The sequence below is a fragment of the Euzebyella marina genome, assembly GCF_014855515.1.
Taxonomy (GTDB): domain Bacteria; phylum Bacteroidota; class Bacteroidia; order Flavobacteriales; family Flavobacteriaceae; genus Euzebyella; species Euzebyella marina.
In genome coordinates this window covers 49,277-66,040 of the sequence record NZ_JACYFK010000001.1, presented here as the reverse complement: position 1 = coordinate 66,040, position 16,764 = coordinate 49,277, and the positions used below count along the sequence as shown (strand labels likewise).

Sequence of the window (16,764 nt, the reverse complement as noted above, 5' to 3'; positions counted from 1 at the left end):
ACTTTTTTATTTCGTTGTGATTTGCGGGTTTAGAATCCCAAATTCATACCTAGAGTGAAACCTCTATTAACAGCTGAGTTACCCAAACTGTACCCATTATCATTATTGGCCGGCCTCGTAACATCTAAATCGATCCAATCTACTTTCGAGAATAACATACCCGGGTTGGTTGCCTGTGCATAAAATCTGAAGGTAGAGAGCCCTAATTTTTCGGTCAACTTGTTAGGTAAATTGTATCCTAATGAGATGTTTCTCACTTTTAGAAAAGACCCACTTCTATAACCAAGTGTCTCATAATATTGATCTCCGTAACCGGCAGAGTAAATAGGTTTTTGGTATTCTGAGTTGGTATCGGCAACGGTATAATAATCTACCTTTCTTGAATTGTACCTACCCACTAAACCTTCACCACCGGTGTTGTAGGTGTAGCCCATTCTTCCGAAAAGAAAAATCGATAATTCAACACCTTTATAGTTGAACGTATTGGTGAGACCCACAATATATTTGGGAATCTGGCTACCAATGATGACTCTATCATTGTTGGCATCGATTACATAATCGCCATTTTGGTCAACCGGTCTAGCGTTACCTGCAGTAAAAGTATGTCCATTGGCATTGAATCGTGCCATTTCTTCGGCGTCCGATTCTTGCCAGATGCCATTAGAGGCATAGTTATAAATAACACTTTGTGATTCACCAATGAACCATTCGTTGACTAAATCGTCTTCATTACCATTGGCCAGGGTTACAATCTCATTGTCTTGCCATGACCCACTAAAGTTGGTAGACCATTCAAAACTATCGGTCTGAACATTGACCGTATTCAATGTTAAATCGATACCTTTTGAGTTGGTTTCGCCCACATTGGCAAAGGTATCTCTATATCCGGTAACGGTAGGTACCGATTTTCTTAACAATAGGTCGGTCGTATTGGAGTGATAGTAATCTAGACCACCTGACAACCTGCCTGCAAAGAAAGAAAAGTCAAGACCGTAGTTGTACTGTGTTGTTTGTTCCCAACCTAAGTCTTGATTGGCCAGAGTTTCTGCATTCTCTATACCTGCAGTCGTTGTGTTACCCACAGGGTAGAAGAGAGGTATAAGACCTCCTTGGGTCGAATAAGGGTCAATTGCAGAGTTACCGGTAACCCCAACACCAAAACGGAGCTTTAATTGATCCACCCAATTGCTTTCGGCCAAAAAGTTCTCCTTATCCAAACTCCAACCTAGAGCCGCACTGGGGAAAAACGCCCATTTGTTGCCATCGGCCAACTGTGACGCACCATCATAACGACCGGAAAGTGTCAATAAGTATTTATTATCATAACCATAATTCACACGTGCCATATAAGATAGTAATTGCCTTTCCACTAAATCCGATTCCCAGTTGGCTAAGGCTACGTTGTCACTACTTAACGCGTTCCATTTTTGACTGGCAAAAGGTACGTTGTCAGCTGACATTAGGTTTGATTCGGCCCTATATTGGGTTTGACTTTGTAATAAGGTCAGACCCAAAGTGTGTTTGTTTAGTACCTTATCATAGTAAATAAGGTTGTCCAAGGTATAGGATAGTCTTTGTTCTTTTGCAAGGGAGGCGAAACTAGAACCATTCCTGGCTACTGAAAGTCCGTCTAAATATGATCCGTTTCGAACAGTTTGAATGTCAGGTCCGAAATTGGTACGGAACCGCAATCCGTCCAATCCGGAAATCATTTTTCCTAGATTGAGCTCTCCGTAGAAACTTCCAAAGGCACGGACGGTCACTCTTTGATCTTGAGAATACTTTACCTCATCAATGATTGTTTTTACGGCAATGTCGCCACCTGGAAACTCTATTCTGTTTCCGGCACTGTCATAGGGCAAGGTGTACTGAAAGATGCTACGCGCACTTTGGTAAAGACCACTTTGCAAAGACACCCCGGCTCCACCTGCTGTTGACTGCCCGTATTCCTGAGTACTGAAAGCCGCATTGATGTTTCCACCTAAGGTAAACCAATCGGTAGCTTCAATGTCTACGCTTACATTGGTATTATAACGTTCAAAACTTTGACCCACAACGGTACCCGTATTGTTCATGTACCCAAAAGAACCATAAGCCTTCATACGCTCGGTACCTCCACTGGCACTTAAGGTATTCATAGTGGTCACTCCGGTACGGGTCACAAAGTCCGTCCAATCGGTGGTTATAAGTTTCGAACCATCCCAGGTGCCACCTTCCCAGCCTCTAAGAATGTTATTGAAAGCTGTGTCGTCACCTGAAAAAATAGCGGCGTCATTGGCTTGTGTTGGCTGGTCTCCCCTTGGGTAGGTTTCAGAGTTTTCATAATATTTGGCCCAACGACGGTAATCAACGTATTCACCGGCATTAAATTGAGCGGCCATCTCATCAAGATTTTCAACGGTTACCGAAGTATTGTAGTTTAAGTTAAAACGACCTGTTTTACCTTTTTTGGTGGTTACAATGACCACCCCGTTAGCACCTCGCGAACCGAAGATTGCCGTAGCGGATGCATCTTTTAGAATGTTGATCGATTCGATGTCGGTCGGGTTAATGTTCTCAATTCCCCCAGAAGTCAAGGGAATACCATCCAATACATAAAGAGGAGAGTTCGATGCTGAAAGAGAACGCACCCCTCGAATGGTTATGCTACCGACACTACCGGGTCGTTCGTTAGATGAAATATCTACACCTGCAGCCTTACCTTGCATGGCCTCGACCGCATTATTTACTGGCCGAGAGCTGATTTCTTCAGAGCTTACACCCACGATGGCACCTGTAACATCGGCTTTACTAGTTGAGCCGTAGCCGACGACCACTACTTCTTCCAAAAGGGCACTGTCTTCCTCCATCTGCACGTCAATGGTCGTAGATTGGCCAACAGTTCTTTCAACTGTTTTAAAACCAATGGAAGAGAACACCAAAATTTGCCCGGGACTTACGCTAATGGTGTAGTTACCGTCAAAGTCGGAAGCGGTACCTGTCTGTGTGCCTTGAATGATAACGTTGGCCCCCGGGATGGGAATGCCCCCGGTATCGGAAACCGTTCCCGACACCTCAATTTCTTGCGCTCCAGCACCTATTGTAAAGGCGAACACAAGTAGCGCAAGTGCTTTGTGTAGTAGTTTAAGAGTCATTTTCATAATTAAGTTGTTAAAGTTGAGTAATCGATTACATTGATTATACAATTGTAGACGGCAATTTCTAATTTCGCATCCTGTACTGTGCTGCTCTTGAAAAAGTGAGGGACTCATTTTCTTCGTATAGTCCCACTCTCATTGGCCTTTAACATTTGCCAGTATTTTGAAGATTTTTTTTAATTTAAGAGCCATAAACTCATATCATGGCTCGACTTCGATATATCTATGTGTCCGTACTTGCTTTAATAATGACGGCTTGTAAAAGTGACGTAAAAGTGAAAGAATTAGCTCCGGTTAAACAAGTCGAACTTGGTTTTAGATCGGTGAACGTTTTGACCGAGGATGAGCTAGATTTTAAAGACCTAAATAAAGATGGAGTACTCAACCCATACGAAGATTGGCGCTTATCTGTAGAGCAGCGAAGTGCAGATCTTCTATCTCGAATGAGTTTGGAGGAGAAAGCCGGTTTTATGCTTATCAGCACCACCAGATTAGAAAACGATTGGTCGTTTAGTAGGCCCCAGAATAATGAGCCGATAACAAGTGGTTTTAATGAAGTGGACCAAGTAAATGAAACTAATATCTTTACGCGAAAGCCTTTGCCGTACCCGACCATATCAGCTGCCGGTACTACGAAAGACGTAACCGAGTTTCACAAAAGGCATTTTATTTTACGTGCGAACCCTTCCGTCGAAATCTTGGCAGAGTATACCAATAACCTACAAGAATTGTGTGAGGCCCATACACATGGCATCCCGGCAATCATTACCTCTAATCCTAGAAATCATATTGCTATAGATGCCTCTATAGGCCTAACAGTAGGTAAAACCCCGTTTACACAATGGCCGGGAGAGTTGGGGCTAGCCGCTATGAGAGATTTTGAACTCACCCGTGAATTTGCCGATATATCAAGAACCGAATGGCTTTCGGTCGGTTTGAGAAAGGGCTACATGTATATGGCAGACCTGGCCACAGATCCGCGTTGGCAAAGGGTAGAGGGTACTTTTGGCGAGGATGCCGATTTGGCCGCCCGAATGATTCGAGAAGTGGTTTTGGGCTTTCAAGGTGATAGTCTCAACGCTACATCGGTAGCGCTTACGACAAAGCATTTTCCTGGTGGTGGAGCCACCGAAGGTGGGCAAGATCCCCATTTCGATTGGGGGAAAAGAGAGGTTTTTGAAGCTGATATGTTTCAAAATAATTTAATTCCTTTTAAAGCTGCCATTGAGGCCGGTACTTCTTCCATTATGCCCTATTATTCCTATCCGGTGCATACGCCTTTTCCGGAAGTTGGTTACGCTTTTAATAAAGAAGTGCTTCAAGATGTACTTCGAAAAGAGCTAGGTTATGAAGGTATTATCAATTCAGACACAGGCCCAATTGAAATGATGCCTTGGGGGGTTGAAAGTTTGAGCATTACGGAGCGGTATAAAATGGCCTTGGAGGCCGGCGTCAATCTTTTTTCAGGTACAGCAGACCCTAGTAAGTTGATAGAAACCCTAAAAGCCAATCCAGATTTAATAAAGCAGGTCGATCATTCGGTTAGCTTGCTATTGAATGAAAAATTTCGATTGGGGTTATTTGAAAATCCGTATGTAGATGTTGATAATGCCGTGAAGGTGGTAGGAAACGATCTTTTTGCAGAACAAGCGGCTTTGGCAATGAGAAAGTCGATTGTGCTGTTGAGAAATCAAGGCGGAGAGAATGAGAAAAGCCTTCCTTTAAAGGAAAAGACCAAAGTATATTTTGAAACTTATATTCCCGTCAGAGATGGCAAGAACAGTAATGTCTACCTGCCGGAAGGCTATGAGGGAAGCGTTGAATTGGTTTCCGACCCTTCTAAGGCAGATATGGTCTTGTTATGGTTGGTGCCCAAAGGAAAGTCACTCTTTGAATCCGATGGTAGCTCCTTGCATGTGAATCTTTCTGAAAACGGAATTGATAATGACTATGTCAACTCTTTGATTGCAAAGAAACCAACGATTTTAGCCGTGAATTTTACCAATCCTTGGGCGATTGATGAAATTTATTCAGATTCTCGGCCTAATAATATAAAGGCGGTACTGGCCACTTTTGGCACTACTCCCGAAGCATTATTGGATATCGTTGCCGGAGAGTTCTCGCCGACCGGCAAAATGCCTTTTACCACCCCAGTGAGCGATGAAATGGCTTCAAAACAAAAGTCTGATTTGCCGGGCTCAATGGAAGAAGAGGGCTATGCCCTGTTTCATTTTGATGAGGGACTCACCTATAAGGAGTGAGATTTTATGTTTTTAATCGTATGTAGGGGATAATCACTGTACTTTTAAGAATCAAAAAAATCAAATGACAGAATCACACGAATATTTCATGAAGAGGGCCATTTCAATGGCTGAAAAAGGAATGAACTCGAATGCCGGCGGTCCTTTTGGGGCAGTTATTGTCAAGAAGGGTCAGATAATTGCTGAGGGTCATAACCAAGTAACTTCTACAAATGACCCTACCGCTCATGCCGAAATGGTTGTTATTAGAGATGCTTGTAAAAAACTTAACTCTTTTCAATTAGATGAATGCATACTTTATACCTCGTGCGAACCATGCCCAATGTGTTTGGGTGCCATTTATTGGGCAAGACCTAAAGAGGTCTATTTTGCCTGTACAAAAGAAGACGCCAAAGCTATCAATTTTGATGATCGTTTTATTTATGACGAATTGGATAAAGAGATGGGAGAACGTCAAATTGCCTTTATTCAACTATTAAGAAAGGAGGTGTTGCCTGTTTTTAATGCCTGGGATACCAAAACGGACAAAACAAAGTACTAGGGATGCCGGGTACCTAAGAAAAGTGCTTTAAATACTACTATACAAAAGTAATATGATAACTATGCCCATTGGTCAATAGTTATTTCTCCATTCATGACTCAAATTATTAACACTCTTAGCTATGGAAAGCTCAAAAGAAGCAACCGCTGCTCCAACACCCTTTAAGCAAACCTATTTTCATGGAAGCAAGGCAGACCTTATGTTAGGAGATTTGATAGAGGTGGGCTATAGCTCAAACTTCGGTAAGCGAAAAAGTGCAAAATATATTCTTCTCTCCGCTACTTTAGACGCAGCTATCTGGGGGGCAGAATTAGCCCTAGGCGAAGGTGAGGAGCGAATTTATTTAGTGGAACCGACCGGTGAAATTGAAGATGATCCAGATTTGACAGATAAAAAATTTCCGGGCAATCCCACGAAATCATATCGTTCGGTACATCCCTTTAGGGTAGTAGGGGAGGTTTCCCTTTGGAAAGGCCACCCGCTCGACCAAGTAAATCAGATGAAAGAACATCTTAAGAAGTTACGTGATGAGGGGATCGATTCTCTAAACGATTAATTTTTATTTCGGAATATTATTGTCATCCTATTTATTTAAACCATTAGTTACGCAACAAAAGTCATTTTTATGCATCTATAGTTAAAACGGGTTGAGTGAAAAGACTAATTTTTATTCTGGTTATTGGTTTCGGTTGGGCATCTTGTAGTTCAGACGATAAGTACGAAGCAGAAAAAGGTGATTTAATCGGTAACTGGGTGTTGGCTGAGACGCTTATCAGCGCCGGAGGACCTCATTATTGGGTCGATGTTGATAACGGTAATCAATTGCAATTTCAAGAAGACGGAAAATTCAATTCTGATAGGTTTAAGGAGTGCTCTGAAGGCCTCTTTAGAATAAATGGCAATGAGTTGTTGCTACAATACACCTGTGATGACTTTAAACCTAAAAATGAAAACGATGATGGTTTCATTTCATACCATATAGAATACAAATCCGACCATTTTATACTAAAGCCCACTAGTGGCCCTATATGCATTGAGGGCTGTAGTTATAAATATCGAAGGCAATAATGTAAGTCATTGCGGTTGTATTTTCTTATCGAGTTGTCTTCCAAAGCAAACTTATATCTTTATAGAAAATGTCTTCAATTTACCGCATATGAAAGATAATTTTTCCTCTCAATCTGATAAGTATGCGAAATACCGGCCTACATATCCGCCAACATTTTTTTCATATTTAGATGAGTTGTTAGAGAAAAAAGACTGTGCTTGGGATTGTGGCACGGGCAATGGTCAGGTTGCTTATAAATTGGCAAAATCTTTTAAAAAGATAATGGCAACAGATATTAGTAAGCAGCAGATTAACAATGCAGCAAAGGCTAATAACATATTTTATAGTATTCAGCCTGCTGAGCAGACCCTTTTTGAGGATGATTTATTTGATTTTATAGTAGTGGCTCAAGCAGTACATTGGTTTGATTTTGAAAAATTTTACGCTGAAGTAAGACGCACGGCCAAGAAGGATGCATTACTTTGCATCGTGGGTTATGGTATTATTTCTGTGTCTCCAACGGTAGATGCTTTAATATCTGATTTCTATACAAACACTATCGGTAGCTTTTGGGACAAAGAAAGGCTCTATATCGATGAGGGTTATCGAACTATTCCTTTTCCATTTGAAGAAATTTCAACTCCGCAATTTGAGAATAGACACTTATGGAGTTTAGACCATTTGGTAGGGTACCTAAACACTTGGTCGGCAGTCAAACATTTTGTTCGGCGGAAAGGTTACAACCCCGTTGAAGAACTGAAAGAGAAACTGAAAACATACTGGCAAGCCAATGAACGTAAAGAGGTAGTTTTTCCCATACTGCTTAGAATAGGAAAGCTCAACGAAGGGTAACTTTATTAATACCTAAGACTTTTTCCTTTAGAGCGTTTTAGGTGGTTTTTAATTGATGAAATATGAGAAAAGTAATTGCCGCTATCAATATGACCCTTGATGGGTTTTGTGACCATACTTCGGCCATTGCCGATGAACAACTTCACCAACATTTTGCCGATGTTTTGGCCAATGCAGATATCGTTCTTTATGGAAGGGTTACCTATCAATTAATGGAATACTGGCCTACTGTAGTTAAAAACCCGACGGGGGATGTTGCTACCGATGAATTTGCCAAAAGAATCGATAGTATAAAAAAGATAGTGTTTTCAAGAACTTTAAAGAAATTAGATTGGCATTCTGCCGAATTGGCCCAAAACAGCCCCGAGGAAGAAATTGCAAAATTGAAACAACTTTCCGGGAAGAATATTTTGATAGGTAGCCCAAGCTTGATTGTTTTATTGACACAATTAAAGCTTATCGATGAATATCAACTATGCGTACATCCGATAATAGCTGGTGCGGGATTGCCTTTGTTCAAAAATATTAGCGATAGGGTCGATCTAAAGTTGATAAAGACAACAGCTTTTAAGAGTGGTACAGTAACTTCCTATTATGAACCGCAATGGTAAACATAACTCAAGATTTCTTAACACACGAGCGGCGGCCGAAATTTTCAGGTTTCATTTAACTATTATCGCTATAATCTTTGTATTCTCTTCGTTTATAAGTCTAAATGCCCAAGAACTGGAAGCATACCGCTGGAATAATCGCATACTTATTGTAAAAGCTGAGGACGCCCAATCTACCGAATACATCAAGCAAATAGATGAGTTAACCAACGCCGATGAAAACATGGAAGATAGAAAACTCATCCTTTATCAGATTGAAGGAACCGATTTTAAGTTTACCGACTTTAAGAAACCTAAGAAAAAAGAAGTCGGTGTGGTAACCGAAGGCTTTTCTGAGAAATACCTTCATACTAAGAACACATTCGAGGTCATACTTATAGGTCTCGATGGAGGTGTTAAGTTAAGGCAAGATGAGTTTCTTGATAAAGAAAGCCTTTTCAGGCTCATTGATTCGATGCCCATGCGAATGAACGAAATGAAAAAAGGGAAATTAGAATAGGGTAGGTTGCCTACCAACCACCGGAAGCACCGCCTCCGCCAAAACCTCCGCCTCCGAAGCCACCGCCGAAACCACCACCAAAACCTCCTCCTGAGCCGCCTCCAAAGCCTCCGGAACCACTACTGCGTCCCATATTGCTTAGAATAATCATATCCCAAATATCAAGTCCGCCAGAGCGTCGGCCACCATTTCTTCCTCCGCCACGTTTATTTCTATTGGCAAGAATGATGATGATAATAACAAAGATGATAAATGGTAGGAAAGAGCTAAATGGAAATCCACCACCATCATTGAAAGTACGTTCTTCTTTGAATTCTCCGGTCAATACCTGAAATATGGCATCCGCCCCTTGGTCAAGGCCGCCGTAGAAATCTGAATTTTTAAACTGGGGAACGATAATATTTTCGATGATGCGTCGAGACATGGCATCGGTGAGGCTGCCCTCGACCCCATAGCCCGTGTTGATGACAATACGTCTATCGTCTTTGGCGAGAAGCACCAGAACACCGTTATCTTTTCCAGACTGCCCAATACCCCATTTTTGGCCCCATTGCGCCCCTAGGTAATTAATGTTTTCACCTTCGGTGCTGCTGATAATAGCAACAACAATCTGTGTTGAGGTACTGTCGGAGTAGCGAATTAACTTTTGCTCCAAGGCCTTTTCTTGCCCTTGAGGGAGAAGGTCTATATAATCATAGACACTCGTTTCTTTGGCTGGCTTTTCAGGAATTTCGAACTGCGCCTGAACCCAAGCAAAGCAAAAGAGAAAAATTAAAAATACGCTACCCTTTTGAAATCTCATTGCTTAGTTCGTTTGTATCGTCTTGTTGCCAAGGAAAATGTGTTTTTAATTCTTCGCCGGCTTTCAGAATGCCATCGATAAGGCCTTGCTTGAAATCACCTTTTTTAAAGTGTTTTTGAATAATGTCTTTTGTAGAGTTCCAGAAATCTTTGGGTACTACTTGGTCGATACCTTTATCACCGCAGATAGCGAATTTACGGTCGTTCACAGCTACATAGATCAGCACGCCATTGTTTTCTTTGGTATTGTCCATTTTAAGAACATGAAACAATTCCTTGGCCCGCTCCATAGTATCCATGCGCGTATGTGGCTCTAAATGTACCCTGATTTCGCCCGATGTATTTTTTTCTGCCTTTAGAATAGCATCGACGACCTCTTGTTCTTCGGCTGCAGAAAGAAAATCTTCAACTCTTGACATTGCTTTTAGTTGAACTCAAAATTCACATCCGGAGCATTTTCTGAGCCGGCGTCCGCTTTATAGCGAGCCATTTCCTCAAAACCGAAAAGACCTGCCAATAATTTTCCAGGAAATTTGGTGGTATGGATGTCGTAGTCGTTTACCTTTTCGTTAAAGCGGTCACGGGCTACATTAATACGATTTTCTGTTCCTTCTAACTGCGATTGTAGTTCTAAGAAATTTTGGTTGGCCTTAAGTTCCGGATACCTTTCTACAACGACCATAAGTTTGCTTAGGGCACTGGTAAGTCCGCTTTGGGCATCTTGAAAAGCCTGAATATTATCAGCTGTCAAGTTGTTGGCGTCAATATTGGTAGAAGTGGCCTTGGCTCTTGCTTCAATAACATCCTTTAAAGTTCCTCTTTCAAAATCGGCTGCGCCTTGTACGGTTTTTACCAGATTGCCTATTAGGTCGTTTCTTCTCTGATAAGCACTTTCTACATTAGACCAGGCAGTCTTGGCATCGGCCTCTAACTCAACTGCTTTATTGTTAAAACCAACTGCCCAATTATAAAGTACAAAGGCCAATAGACCCAATACAATAAGTACAATCAATCCTTTTTTCATGATTACTGTGTTTTAGTTATATAGTTAATAGTGTACGTGATGAATTTGTGTTCTTCACCGATATGACGCAAGTAGTAGTGATAAGTTACAATTGCTCTTTGATTTTTATGAGCTCAGATTTAATACGCTCTAATTTATCGATGATTTCGTAGTTGTCGAGAGTTTTCTGGCGGTTTTCTTTCAGATGTGTTTTGGCACCGTCAAGCGTAAAGCCCCGTTCTTTCACCAAATGGTAGATAAGCTTTAGGTTATCGATGTCTTGAGGAGTGAATTTACGATTGCCCTTGGCGTTTTTCTTGGGCTTTAAGGCGTCGAATTCTTTCTCCCAAAAACGAATAAGTGAAGTGTTTACGCCAAAAGCCTTGGCTACTTCACCAATGCCATAATATCTTTTTTCAGGTAGCTCTATCTGCATTAATCGAGAGATTGATTTTCTTGTGCGGCGTATTTGAGCATGTTCTCAAACTCTTTGGCCGTTAAACTTCCGTAATAGAAATTGATGGGGTTGATTCGCTCTTCCTCTTTCCATACCTCATAGTGTAGGTGTGGTGCTTCCGAGCGACCGGTATTACCAACAAAACCGATGAGGTCTCCACGCTTCACTTTTTGACCCCTATCTACATTGTATTTACTTAAATGACCATAAAGGGTTTTGTAGCCGTAGCCATGGTCAATACGAATATGCTTACCGTATCCCGAAGAACCATTGTCGGCCCTTATAACTTTACCATCACCAGTTGCATAAACCGGAGTGCCCTTAGGTGCTGAAAAATCCATTCCACGATGCATTTTTCGAGCCTTCGTAAAAGGATCCGAACGCCACCCATAACCGGAAGCCATACGTTTCAGGTCTTCGTTTTTTACGGGTTGAATGGCTGGTATGGCCATGAGCAACTTTTCTTTTTCTTCGGCCAGTTTAGTGATTTCATCTAAAGACTTAGACTGTATGGCCATTTGCTTTTTTATGATATCGAGCCTCTTGGTAGTCGCCTTGATCATTTCTGAGTTGTTAAAGCCTTCTAACGATTTGTAGCGATTGACCCCGCCGAAACCGGCCCTGCGCTGCTCTTCGGGTATTGGGTTGGCCTCAAAATACAGACGATAGATATTGTTATCTCTGTCTTCAATATTGGCCAAAACCTCTTCTATCTGACCCATTTTACGGTTCAGAAGGTCGAATTGAAGCTCATAGTTTTTTACTTCACGCTGAAGTGAAAGCTCGCGAGGTGTATTGATGAGATTGGTGTTCATCAAAAGCACCAGTGATAAAAGTCCGAATAGAAAGGAGCCTAGAATAAATAAAGCGATATTACGGTAGCGCCGTGATTTTTTGGGCTCTATTTTCCGGTACGACAGTGTATCGGGATCGTAATAGTACTTTACCTTAGACATGAATGTATTTTATCCTATTTTTGTGGCGTTTTGACGTAACAAACAAATATAAAAATTGTTTTGTTTATAACGTTAAAATTAAAAAAACCTTATAATTTTCTATGACTTCCAAAGAGACCCGTAAGCAATTTCTTGATTTTTTCGCCGACAAACAGCATAAAATAGTACCATCGGCGCCTATGGTAATCAAAGATGACCCTACACTTTTGTTTACCAATGCGGGTATGAACCAATTTAAAGAATTCTTTTTGGGAAATACCGTCGCTAAAAACTCTCGAGTGGTAGACACTCAAAAATGTCTGCGAGTGAGTGGTAAGCATAATGATTTGGAAGAAGTAGGCAAAGATACCTATCACCATACCATGTTCGAAATGTTGGGCAATTGGAGCTTTGGTGATTATTTTAAGCCTGAGGCCATTCAATGGTCGTGGCAGCTCTTGACAGAGGTCTTTAAAATTGATAAAAATAGCCTTTACGTTTCTGTTTTCGAGGGGAGTAAAGAGGATGGTCTTGATTTGGATCAAGAAGCATATGATTTGTGGAAAGCCATTGTGCCAGAAGACCGGATCATTATGGGTAATAAGAAGGATAACTTTTGGGAAATGGGCGACCAAGGCCCCTGTGGCCCATGTTCTGAAATACACGTAGATATCAGGTCTGCCGACGAGAAAGCAAAGGTTTCTGGAGCTTCACTGGTCAATGCTGACCATCCGCAAGTAGTGGAAATCTGGAACTTGGTATTCATGCAGTACAATCGAAAGGCCGATGGCCAATTGGAAGCGCTACCTGCAAAGCATGTAGATACCGGTATGGGGTTCGAGCGTCTTTGTATGGTTTTACAAGGAGTGCAATCCAATTACGATACCGATGTGTTCAAGCCAATTATTCGCGAGATAGAAACCATTACCCATCAAAAGTACGGCAAAAGCGAAAAGACAGATATTGCCATTCGTGTAATTGCCGACCATATTCGGGCGGTCTCATTTTCAATAGCAGACGGACAATTGCCGAGCAATACAGGTGCTGGGTACGTTATTCGTAGAATTTTGAGAAGGGCCATTCGGTACGGCTTTACATTTTTAGATACCAAAGGTCCGTTTATGTTCCGGTTGGTAAATGTACTTACCGATACCATGGGCGATGCTTTTCCTGAATTAAAAGAGCAGAAGCAATTAATAGAAAACGTAATTAAAGAAGAAGAGCATTCTTTCTTGAATACTTTAGAGCAGGGGTTGGTGCTTCTTGACCAAGTAATTGCTGGCACAAAAGGTAATGAAGTTGATGGGCGAAAAGCGTTTGAACTGTATGATACGTATGGTTTCCCCATAGATTTGACTGCCTTGATTCTTTCCGAGAAAGGATACTCTTTAGATGAGGCTGGTTTCGATAAAGCAATGCAAGAACAAAAGAGCCGATCAAAATCTGCTTCTGAAATATCAAAAGAAGACTGGGTAATGCTTGCAAATGATGTGGAACAGGAGTTTGTCGGTTATGACCGATTAGAGGCCGATGTACGTGTGGTCAAATACCGTAAGGTGACTTCAAAAAAGCAGGGTGAGCAGTATCAATTGGTATTTAACCTGACCCCATTTTATGCTGAAGGAGGAGGGCAAGTAGGGGACAAGGGTTATTTAGAAGAACCGAATGGCGACGTGGTATACATTATCGATACCAAAAAAGAGAATAATGAGATAGTTCATTTCAGTAAGACTTTGCCCAAACATGTCAACGAATCTTTGAAGGCGGTAGTCGACAAAAAGCAACGTCAACGAACTGAAGCCAACCATACGGCTACGCATTTATTGCATCAGGCACTGCGAGAAATTCTTGGTACGCATGTAGAGCAAAAGGGCTCTGCGGTGCATTCAAAATACTTACGATTTGATTTTTCTCATTTTTCAAAATTGACCAGCGATGAGTTACGTGCAGTAGAAAATTTTGTAAACGCCCGTATCGATGGTCAGTTGCCTTTTGAAGAGCGCCGAAATGTACCCATGAAAGAAGCAATTGAAGAAGGTGCAATGGCACTTTTTGGTGAAAAATATGGTGATACCGTCCGTACGGTAAGATTTGGCCAATCGATGGAACTATGTGGGGGTACCCACGTAAAGAATACGGCGGATATCTGGCATTTTAAAATCAGGTCGGAGGGTGCCGTGGCTGCAGGTATTCGTAGAATTGAAGCCATCACTTCTGATGCAGTTAAAGACTTCTATGCAGAAAACCACCAAGTACTTTCTGAGATAAAAGAGTTACTGAACAACGCTCAAGATCCGGTCAAGACGGTCTCTTATTTACAAGAAGAAAATTCGCAGTTAAAAAAGGAAGTAGAGCAACTGCTCAAGGAAAAGGCCAAGAATTTAAAAGGCGATTTGCAAAGTGAGCTTACCGAGATTAATGGAGTTCGGTTTCTCGCCAAGAAAGTTGATTTAGATGCTGCAGGTATCAAAGACCTATCTTTTGAGATGGGAAGCAATGAAGACAACCTCTTTTTGCTCTTCGGAACGGAACAAAAAGGTAAAGCCTTATTATCTTGCTATATATCGAAAAAGTTGGTTGCCGAAAAATCGTTGAATGCAGGTAACATTGTACGCGAGTTGGGCAAATTCATTCAAGGTGGTGGAGGCGGTCAGCCCTTTTTCGCAACCGCTGGCGGTAAAAACCCGGCTGGTATAGAAGAGGCACTTAGCAAAGCTAAAGAGTATATTTCCTAAAGAAATGAAAGCGATGATGAAAAAACTAATAGTACTTTTCTTGGTTTTTTCTTCATGCGCCGATAAGAACCCTGAAAATGTCTTGCCAAAAAGAGACAGTCAATTGGCGAGAGTGGATATTACCGCTGCTGACAAAATTAAAATTGATAGTCTCTGGAAACGAGCTAACCGCGTATGGCTCTATTCATTAGAAAGGCAACTGATTTTAGATTCCATTCTTGAAATTAAACCCGATTCAGCTTATTTCTGGCAACAAAAAGCAATGCCATTATATAAGGCTAGAAAGTACTCTCTCGGCAAACCGTTTTTAGCGAAGGCTGTAGAGTATGACTCCGCAAGGTATCTTCCCTATAGTGCTTTTATGAAATGTTTATTTTCCAAGGAGTACCAAGAATCAATCGAGGAATTTATGAAGGTAAAAGAAAAGTATGGCGATAGCTACGTAATGGACCATACCTACAACTTTTATCTTGGTTTAGACTACTTGCAATTGAACGAGTTTGAAAAGGCAAAGGAGTTTCTAGAGAAAAGTAAGGAACAACAATTTAAAGATTTTCCTGATGACCCACCGCATGAAGCCTGCCATTATATGGACTGGTTTTATTTGGGAATAGTTCTTATGGAGCTTCATGATTATGGCAAAGCAATTGAATGTTTTGACAACTCACTCAAGGTTTATGAGGACTTTGCAGATGCAATGTTTTACAAAGCATCGTGTTATTACGCCCTTGGTGATTTGCAACTGGCCAAAGAATTGGTAGAGAAGGCCAAAACTGAATCGGATAATACCATCAATGAGGATCAAGTGGTTTATGAAATATATCCTTATCAAGTATTTCATAGATTAAGCCCTTACTCAAAATTGCACTTAGAAAAATAAATGGAGCTTCAAACACAAATTCCGCTTAAAAAGGAGGTTTCGACAATTGATTACAAAAGTCAAATCTTACTTTTAGGCTCTTGCTTTTCAGAGAACATAGGTAAAAAAATCGGTTATTATAAATTCTCAAATCTAATCAATCCCTTTGGGATACTTTTCCATCCTCTTGCCATAGAAAATCTGGTGCAAAGGTCTGTTGAGAAACGCCCATATAACCAAAAGGAAATTTTTCATCATAACGGACTTTGGCATAGTTACGATGCCCATTCAGATTTGAGTGATCTTGATCCTGATGAATTACTGAAACGACTCAACAAGTCATTAGATGTAACTTCAGATTTTTTGAAGACCGCCACCCACGTAATCATTACATTAGGTACTTCTTGGGTTTACAAAGAAAGAAATTCTGAAAATATTGTGGCGAATTGCCATAAAGTGCCTCAAAAGCAATTTATTAAAGAATTACTTTCGATAGGTGAAATTGAGGAAAGTCTACTTAATACGATTAACAAGGTTAAATCCGCCAATAAAAATATGAATATCATTTTTACCATTTCACCTGTTAGACACCTCAAAGATGGGTTTGTGGAAAATCAAAGGAGCAAGGCCCATTTGATATCGGCAGTGCATTCAATGGTCGATAGGGGCCATTCTTATTTTCCTTCGTATGAATTGCAGATGGATGAGCTTAGAGACTATCGGTTTTATAAAGAAGATATGGTTCACCCAAATAAGCTAGCCATAGATTATATCTGGAACAAGTTCAAAATGGTATGGATATCAGAAGGAGCTTATCAAGTGATGGATGAAATTGAAACAGTTCAAAAAGGTCTGGCACACAAACCATTTCAGCCAAAATCGGAAGCACATCAACAGTTTTTAAAAAATCTTCAGACCAAGATTAAAGAGTTGCAAGACTCGCATCCTCATATAAAGTTTGGGGGGTAAGAAACTGAGATTCCTACTACTTCATAAATCAATTTGGTACATATATTGTTTCTTTA

The 16,764-nt window shown here is 40.9% G+C and carries 16 protein-coding genes; 10 read left to right on the top strand and 6 right to left on the bottom strand.

The window, feature by feature from the left end; all coding sequences use genetic code 11:
• Positions 1-29: 29 nt before the first annotated feature.
• Positions 30-3,140 (bottom strand): SusC/RagA family TonB-linked outer membrane protein, encoded by a 3,111-nt coding sequence (locus IL356_RS00315; RefSeq protein WP_121847765.1) that lies wholly within the window; start codon positions 3,138-3,140, stop codon positions 30-32.
• 200 nt (positions 3,141-3,340) lie between these two features.
• Here IL356_RS00315 and IL356_RS00310 point away from each other — a divergent pair, with 200 nt between their 5' ends.
• The 7 genes from IL356_RS00310 to IL356_RS00280 all read left to right on the top strand — a co-directional run bounded on the left by IL356_RS00310 (position 3,341) and on the right by IL356_RS00280 (position 8,949).
• Positions 3,341-5,398 carry a glycoside hydrolase family 3 protein gene (locus IL356_RS00310; RefSeq protein ID WP_205601275.1) on the top strand — a complete coding sequence of 686 codons (2,058 nt, stop codon included), beginning with the start codon at positions 3,341-3,343 and terminating at the stop codon, positions 5,396-5,398.
• Positions 5,399-5,462: 64 nt separating this feature from the next.
• Positions 5,463-5,939: a nucleoside deaminase gene (locus tag IL356_RS00305; RefSeq protein WP_121847767.1), complete on the top strand. Its 477-nt coding sequence runs from the start codon at positions 5,463-5,465 to the stop codon at positions 5,937-5,939.
• 121 nt (positions 5,940-6,060) lie between these two features.
• Positions 6,061-6,495, top strand: coding sequence for an NAD(+)--rifampin ADP-ribosyltransferase (arr, locus tag IL356_RS00300; RefSeq protein ID WP_121847768.1), 435 nt, complete (start codon positions 6,061-6,063; stop codon positions 6,493-6,495).
• Between the two features lie 95 nt (positions 6,496-6,590).
• On the top strand, positions 6,591-7,007 hold the full coding sequence (locus tag IL356_RS00295) for a hypothetical protein (protein WP_121847769.1): 417 nt from the start codon (positions 6,591-6,593) through the stop codon (positions 7,005-7,007).
• A gap of 88 nt (positions 7,008-7,095) precedes the next feature.
• Positions 7,096-7,839, top strand: a complete 744-nt coding sequence (locus tag IL356_RS00290) for a class I SAM-dependent methyltransferase (RefSeq protein ID WP_121847770.1) — start codon at positions 7,096-7,098, stop codon at positions 7,837-7,839.
• 62 nt (positions 7,840-7,901) lie between these two features.
• Positions 7,902-8,450 carry a dihydrofolate reductase family protein gene (locus tag IL356_RS00285; protein WP_121847771.1) on the top strand — a complete coding sequence of 183 codons (549 nt, stop codon included), beginning with the start codon at positions 7,902-7,904 and terminating at the stop codon, positions 8,448-8,450.
• Positions 8,434-8,949: a DUF4174 domain-containing protein gene (locus IL356_RS00280; RefSeq protein WP_121847772.1), complete on the top strand. Its 516-nt coding sequence runs from the start codon at positions 8,434-8,436 to the stop codon at positions 8,947-8,949. Before IL356_RS00285 ends, IL356_RS00280 begins: the two co-directional genes overlap by 17 nt.
• 10 nt (positions 8,950-8,959) lie before the next feature.
• Here IL356_RS00280 and IL356_RS00275 read toward each other — a convergent pair whose 3' ends face one another.
• The 5 genes from IL356_RS00275 to IL356_RS00255 form a co-directional block, all read right to left on the bottom strand.
• Complete coding sequence (locus IL356_RS00275; RefSeq protein ID WP_121847773.1) at positions 8,960-9,751, bottom strand: TPM domain-containing protein; 792 nt, start codon at positions 9,749-9,751, stop codon at positions 8,960-8,962.
• Positions 9,732-10,169, bottom strand: coding sequence for a TPM domain-containing protein (locus tag IL356_RS00270; protein WP_121847774.1), 438 nt, complete (start codon positions 10,167-10,169; stop codon positions 9,732-9,734). Before IL356_RS00270 ends, IL356_RS00275 begins: the two co-directional genes overlap by 20 nt.
• Before the next feature lie 5 nt (positions 10,170-10,174).
• Complete coding sequence (locus tag IL356_RS00265; RefSeq protein WP_121847775.1) at positions 10,175-10,774, bottom strand: LemA family protein; 600 nt, start codon at positions 10,772-10,774, stop codon at positions 10,175-10,177.
• Positions 10,775-10,859: 85 nt separating this feature from the next.
• Positions 10,860-11,189 carry a MerR family transcriptional regulator gene (locus tag IL356_RS00260; protein WP_121847776.1) on the bottom strand — a complete coding sequence of 110 codons (330 nt, stop codon included), beginning with the start codon at positions 11,187-11,189 and terminating at the stop codon, positions 10,860-10,862.
• The gene (locus IL356_RS00255; RefSeq protein WP_121847777.1) at positions 11,189-12,166 is read right to left on the bottom strand and encodes a M23 family metallopeptidase; all 978 of its coding nucleotides are present in this window, start codon (positions 12,164-12,166) and stop codon (positions 11,189-11,191) included. Before IL356_RS00255 ends, IL356_RS00260 begins: the two co-directional genes overlap by 1 nt.
• Before the next feature lie 101 nt (positions 12,167-12,267).
• Here IL356_RS00255 and alaS point away from each other — a divergent pair, with 101 nt between their 5' ends.
• Genes alaS through IL356_RS00240 form a run of 3 tightly spaced genes read left to right on the top strand, consistent with a single transcriptional unit; the run spans position 12,268 to position 16,708 of the window.
• Positions 12,268-14,880: an alanine--tRNA ligase gene (alaS, locus tag IL356_RS00250; RefSeq protein WP_121847778.1), complete on the top strand. Its 2,613-nt coding sequence runs from the start codon at positions 12,268-12,270 to the stop codon at positions 14,878-14,880.
• Positions 14,881-14,893: 13 nt separating this feature from the next.
• Complete coding sequence (locus tag IL356_RS00245; RefSeq protein ID WP_162987811.1) at positions 14,894-15,760, top strand: tetratricopeptide repeat protein; 867 nt, start codon at positions 14,894-14,896, stop codon at positions 15,758-15,760.
• Positions 15,761-16,708, top strand: coding sequence for a GSCFA domain-containing protein (locus IL356_RS00240; RefSeq protein WP_121847780.1), 948 nt, complete (start codon positions 15,761-15,763; stop codon positions 16,706-16,708). It begins immediately after the preceding gene.
• Positions 16,709-16,764 lie beyond the last annotated feature (56 nt).

What these genes read in the sequence shown, in the direction of transcription:
- alaS (WP_121847778.1), top strand. Translation starts at nt 12,268, where the DNA reads ATGACTTCCAAAGAGACCCGTAAGCAATTTCTTGATTTTTTCGCCGAC.
- IL356_RS00285 (WP_121847771.1), top strand. Translation starts at nt 7,902, where the DNA reads ATGAGAAAAGTAATTGCCGCTATCAATATGACCCTTGATGGGTTTTGT.
- IL356_RS00265 (WP_121847775.1), bottom strand. Translation starts at nt 10,774, where the DNA reads ATGAAAAAAGGATTGATTGTACTTATTGTATTGGGTCTATTGGCCTTT.
- IL356_RS00245 (WP_162987811.1), top strand. Translation starts at nt 14,894, where the DNA reads ATGATGAAAAAACTAATAGTACTTTTCTTGGTTTTTTCTTCATGCGCC.
- IL356_RS00290 (WP_121847770.1), top strand. Translation starts at nt 7,096, where the DNA reads ATGAAAGATAATTTTTCCTCTCAATCTGATAAGTATGCGAAATACCGG.
- IL356_RS00275 (WP_121847773.1), bottom strand. Translation starts at nt 9,751, where the DNA reads ATGAGATTTCAAAAGGGTAGCGTATTTTTAATTTTTCTCTTTTGCTTT.
- IL356_RS00240 (WP_121847780.1), top strand. Translation starts at nt 15,761, where the DNA reads ATGGAGCTTCAAACACAAATTCCGCTTAAAAAGGAGGTTTCGACAATT.
- IL356_RS00310 (WP_205601275.1), top strand. Translation starts at nt 3,341, where the DNA reads ATGGCTCGACTTCGATATATCTATGTGTCCGTACTTGCTTTAATAATG.
- IL356_RS00260 (WP_121847776.1), bottom strand. Translation starts at nt 11,189, where the DNA reads ATGCAGATAGAGCTACCTGAAAAAAGATATTATGGCATTGGTGAAGTA.
- IL356_RS00305 (WP_121847767.1), top strand. Translation starts at nt 5,463, where the DNA reads ATGACAGAATCACACGAATATTTCATGAAGAGGGCCATTTCAATGGCT.
- IL356_RS00315 (WP_121847765.1), bottom strand. Translation starts at nt 3,140, where the DNA reads ATGAAAATGACTCTTAAACTACTACACAAAGCACTTGCGCTACTTGTG.
- arr (WP_121847768.1), top strand. Translation starts at nt 6,061, where the DNA reads ATGGAAAGCTCAAAAGAAGCAACCGCTGCTCCAACACCCTTTAAGCAA.
- IL356_RS00255 (WP_121847777.1), bottom strand. Translation starts at nt 12,166, where the DNA reads ATGTCTAAGGTAAAGTACTATTACGATCCCGATACACTGTCGTACCGG.
- IL356_RS00280 (WP_121847772.1), top strand. Translation starts at nt 8,434, where the DNA reads ATGAACCGCAATGGTAAACATAACTCAAGATTTCTTAACACACGAGCG.
- IL356_RS00270 (WP_121847774.1), bottom strand. Translation starts at nt 10,169, where the DNA reads ATGTCAAGAGTTGAAGATTTTCTTTCTGCAGCCGAAGAACAAGAGGTC.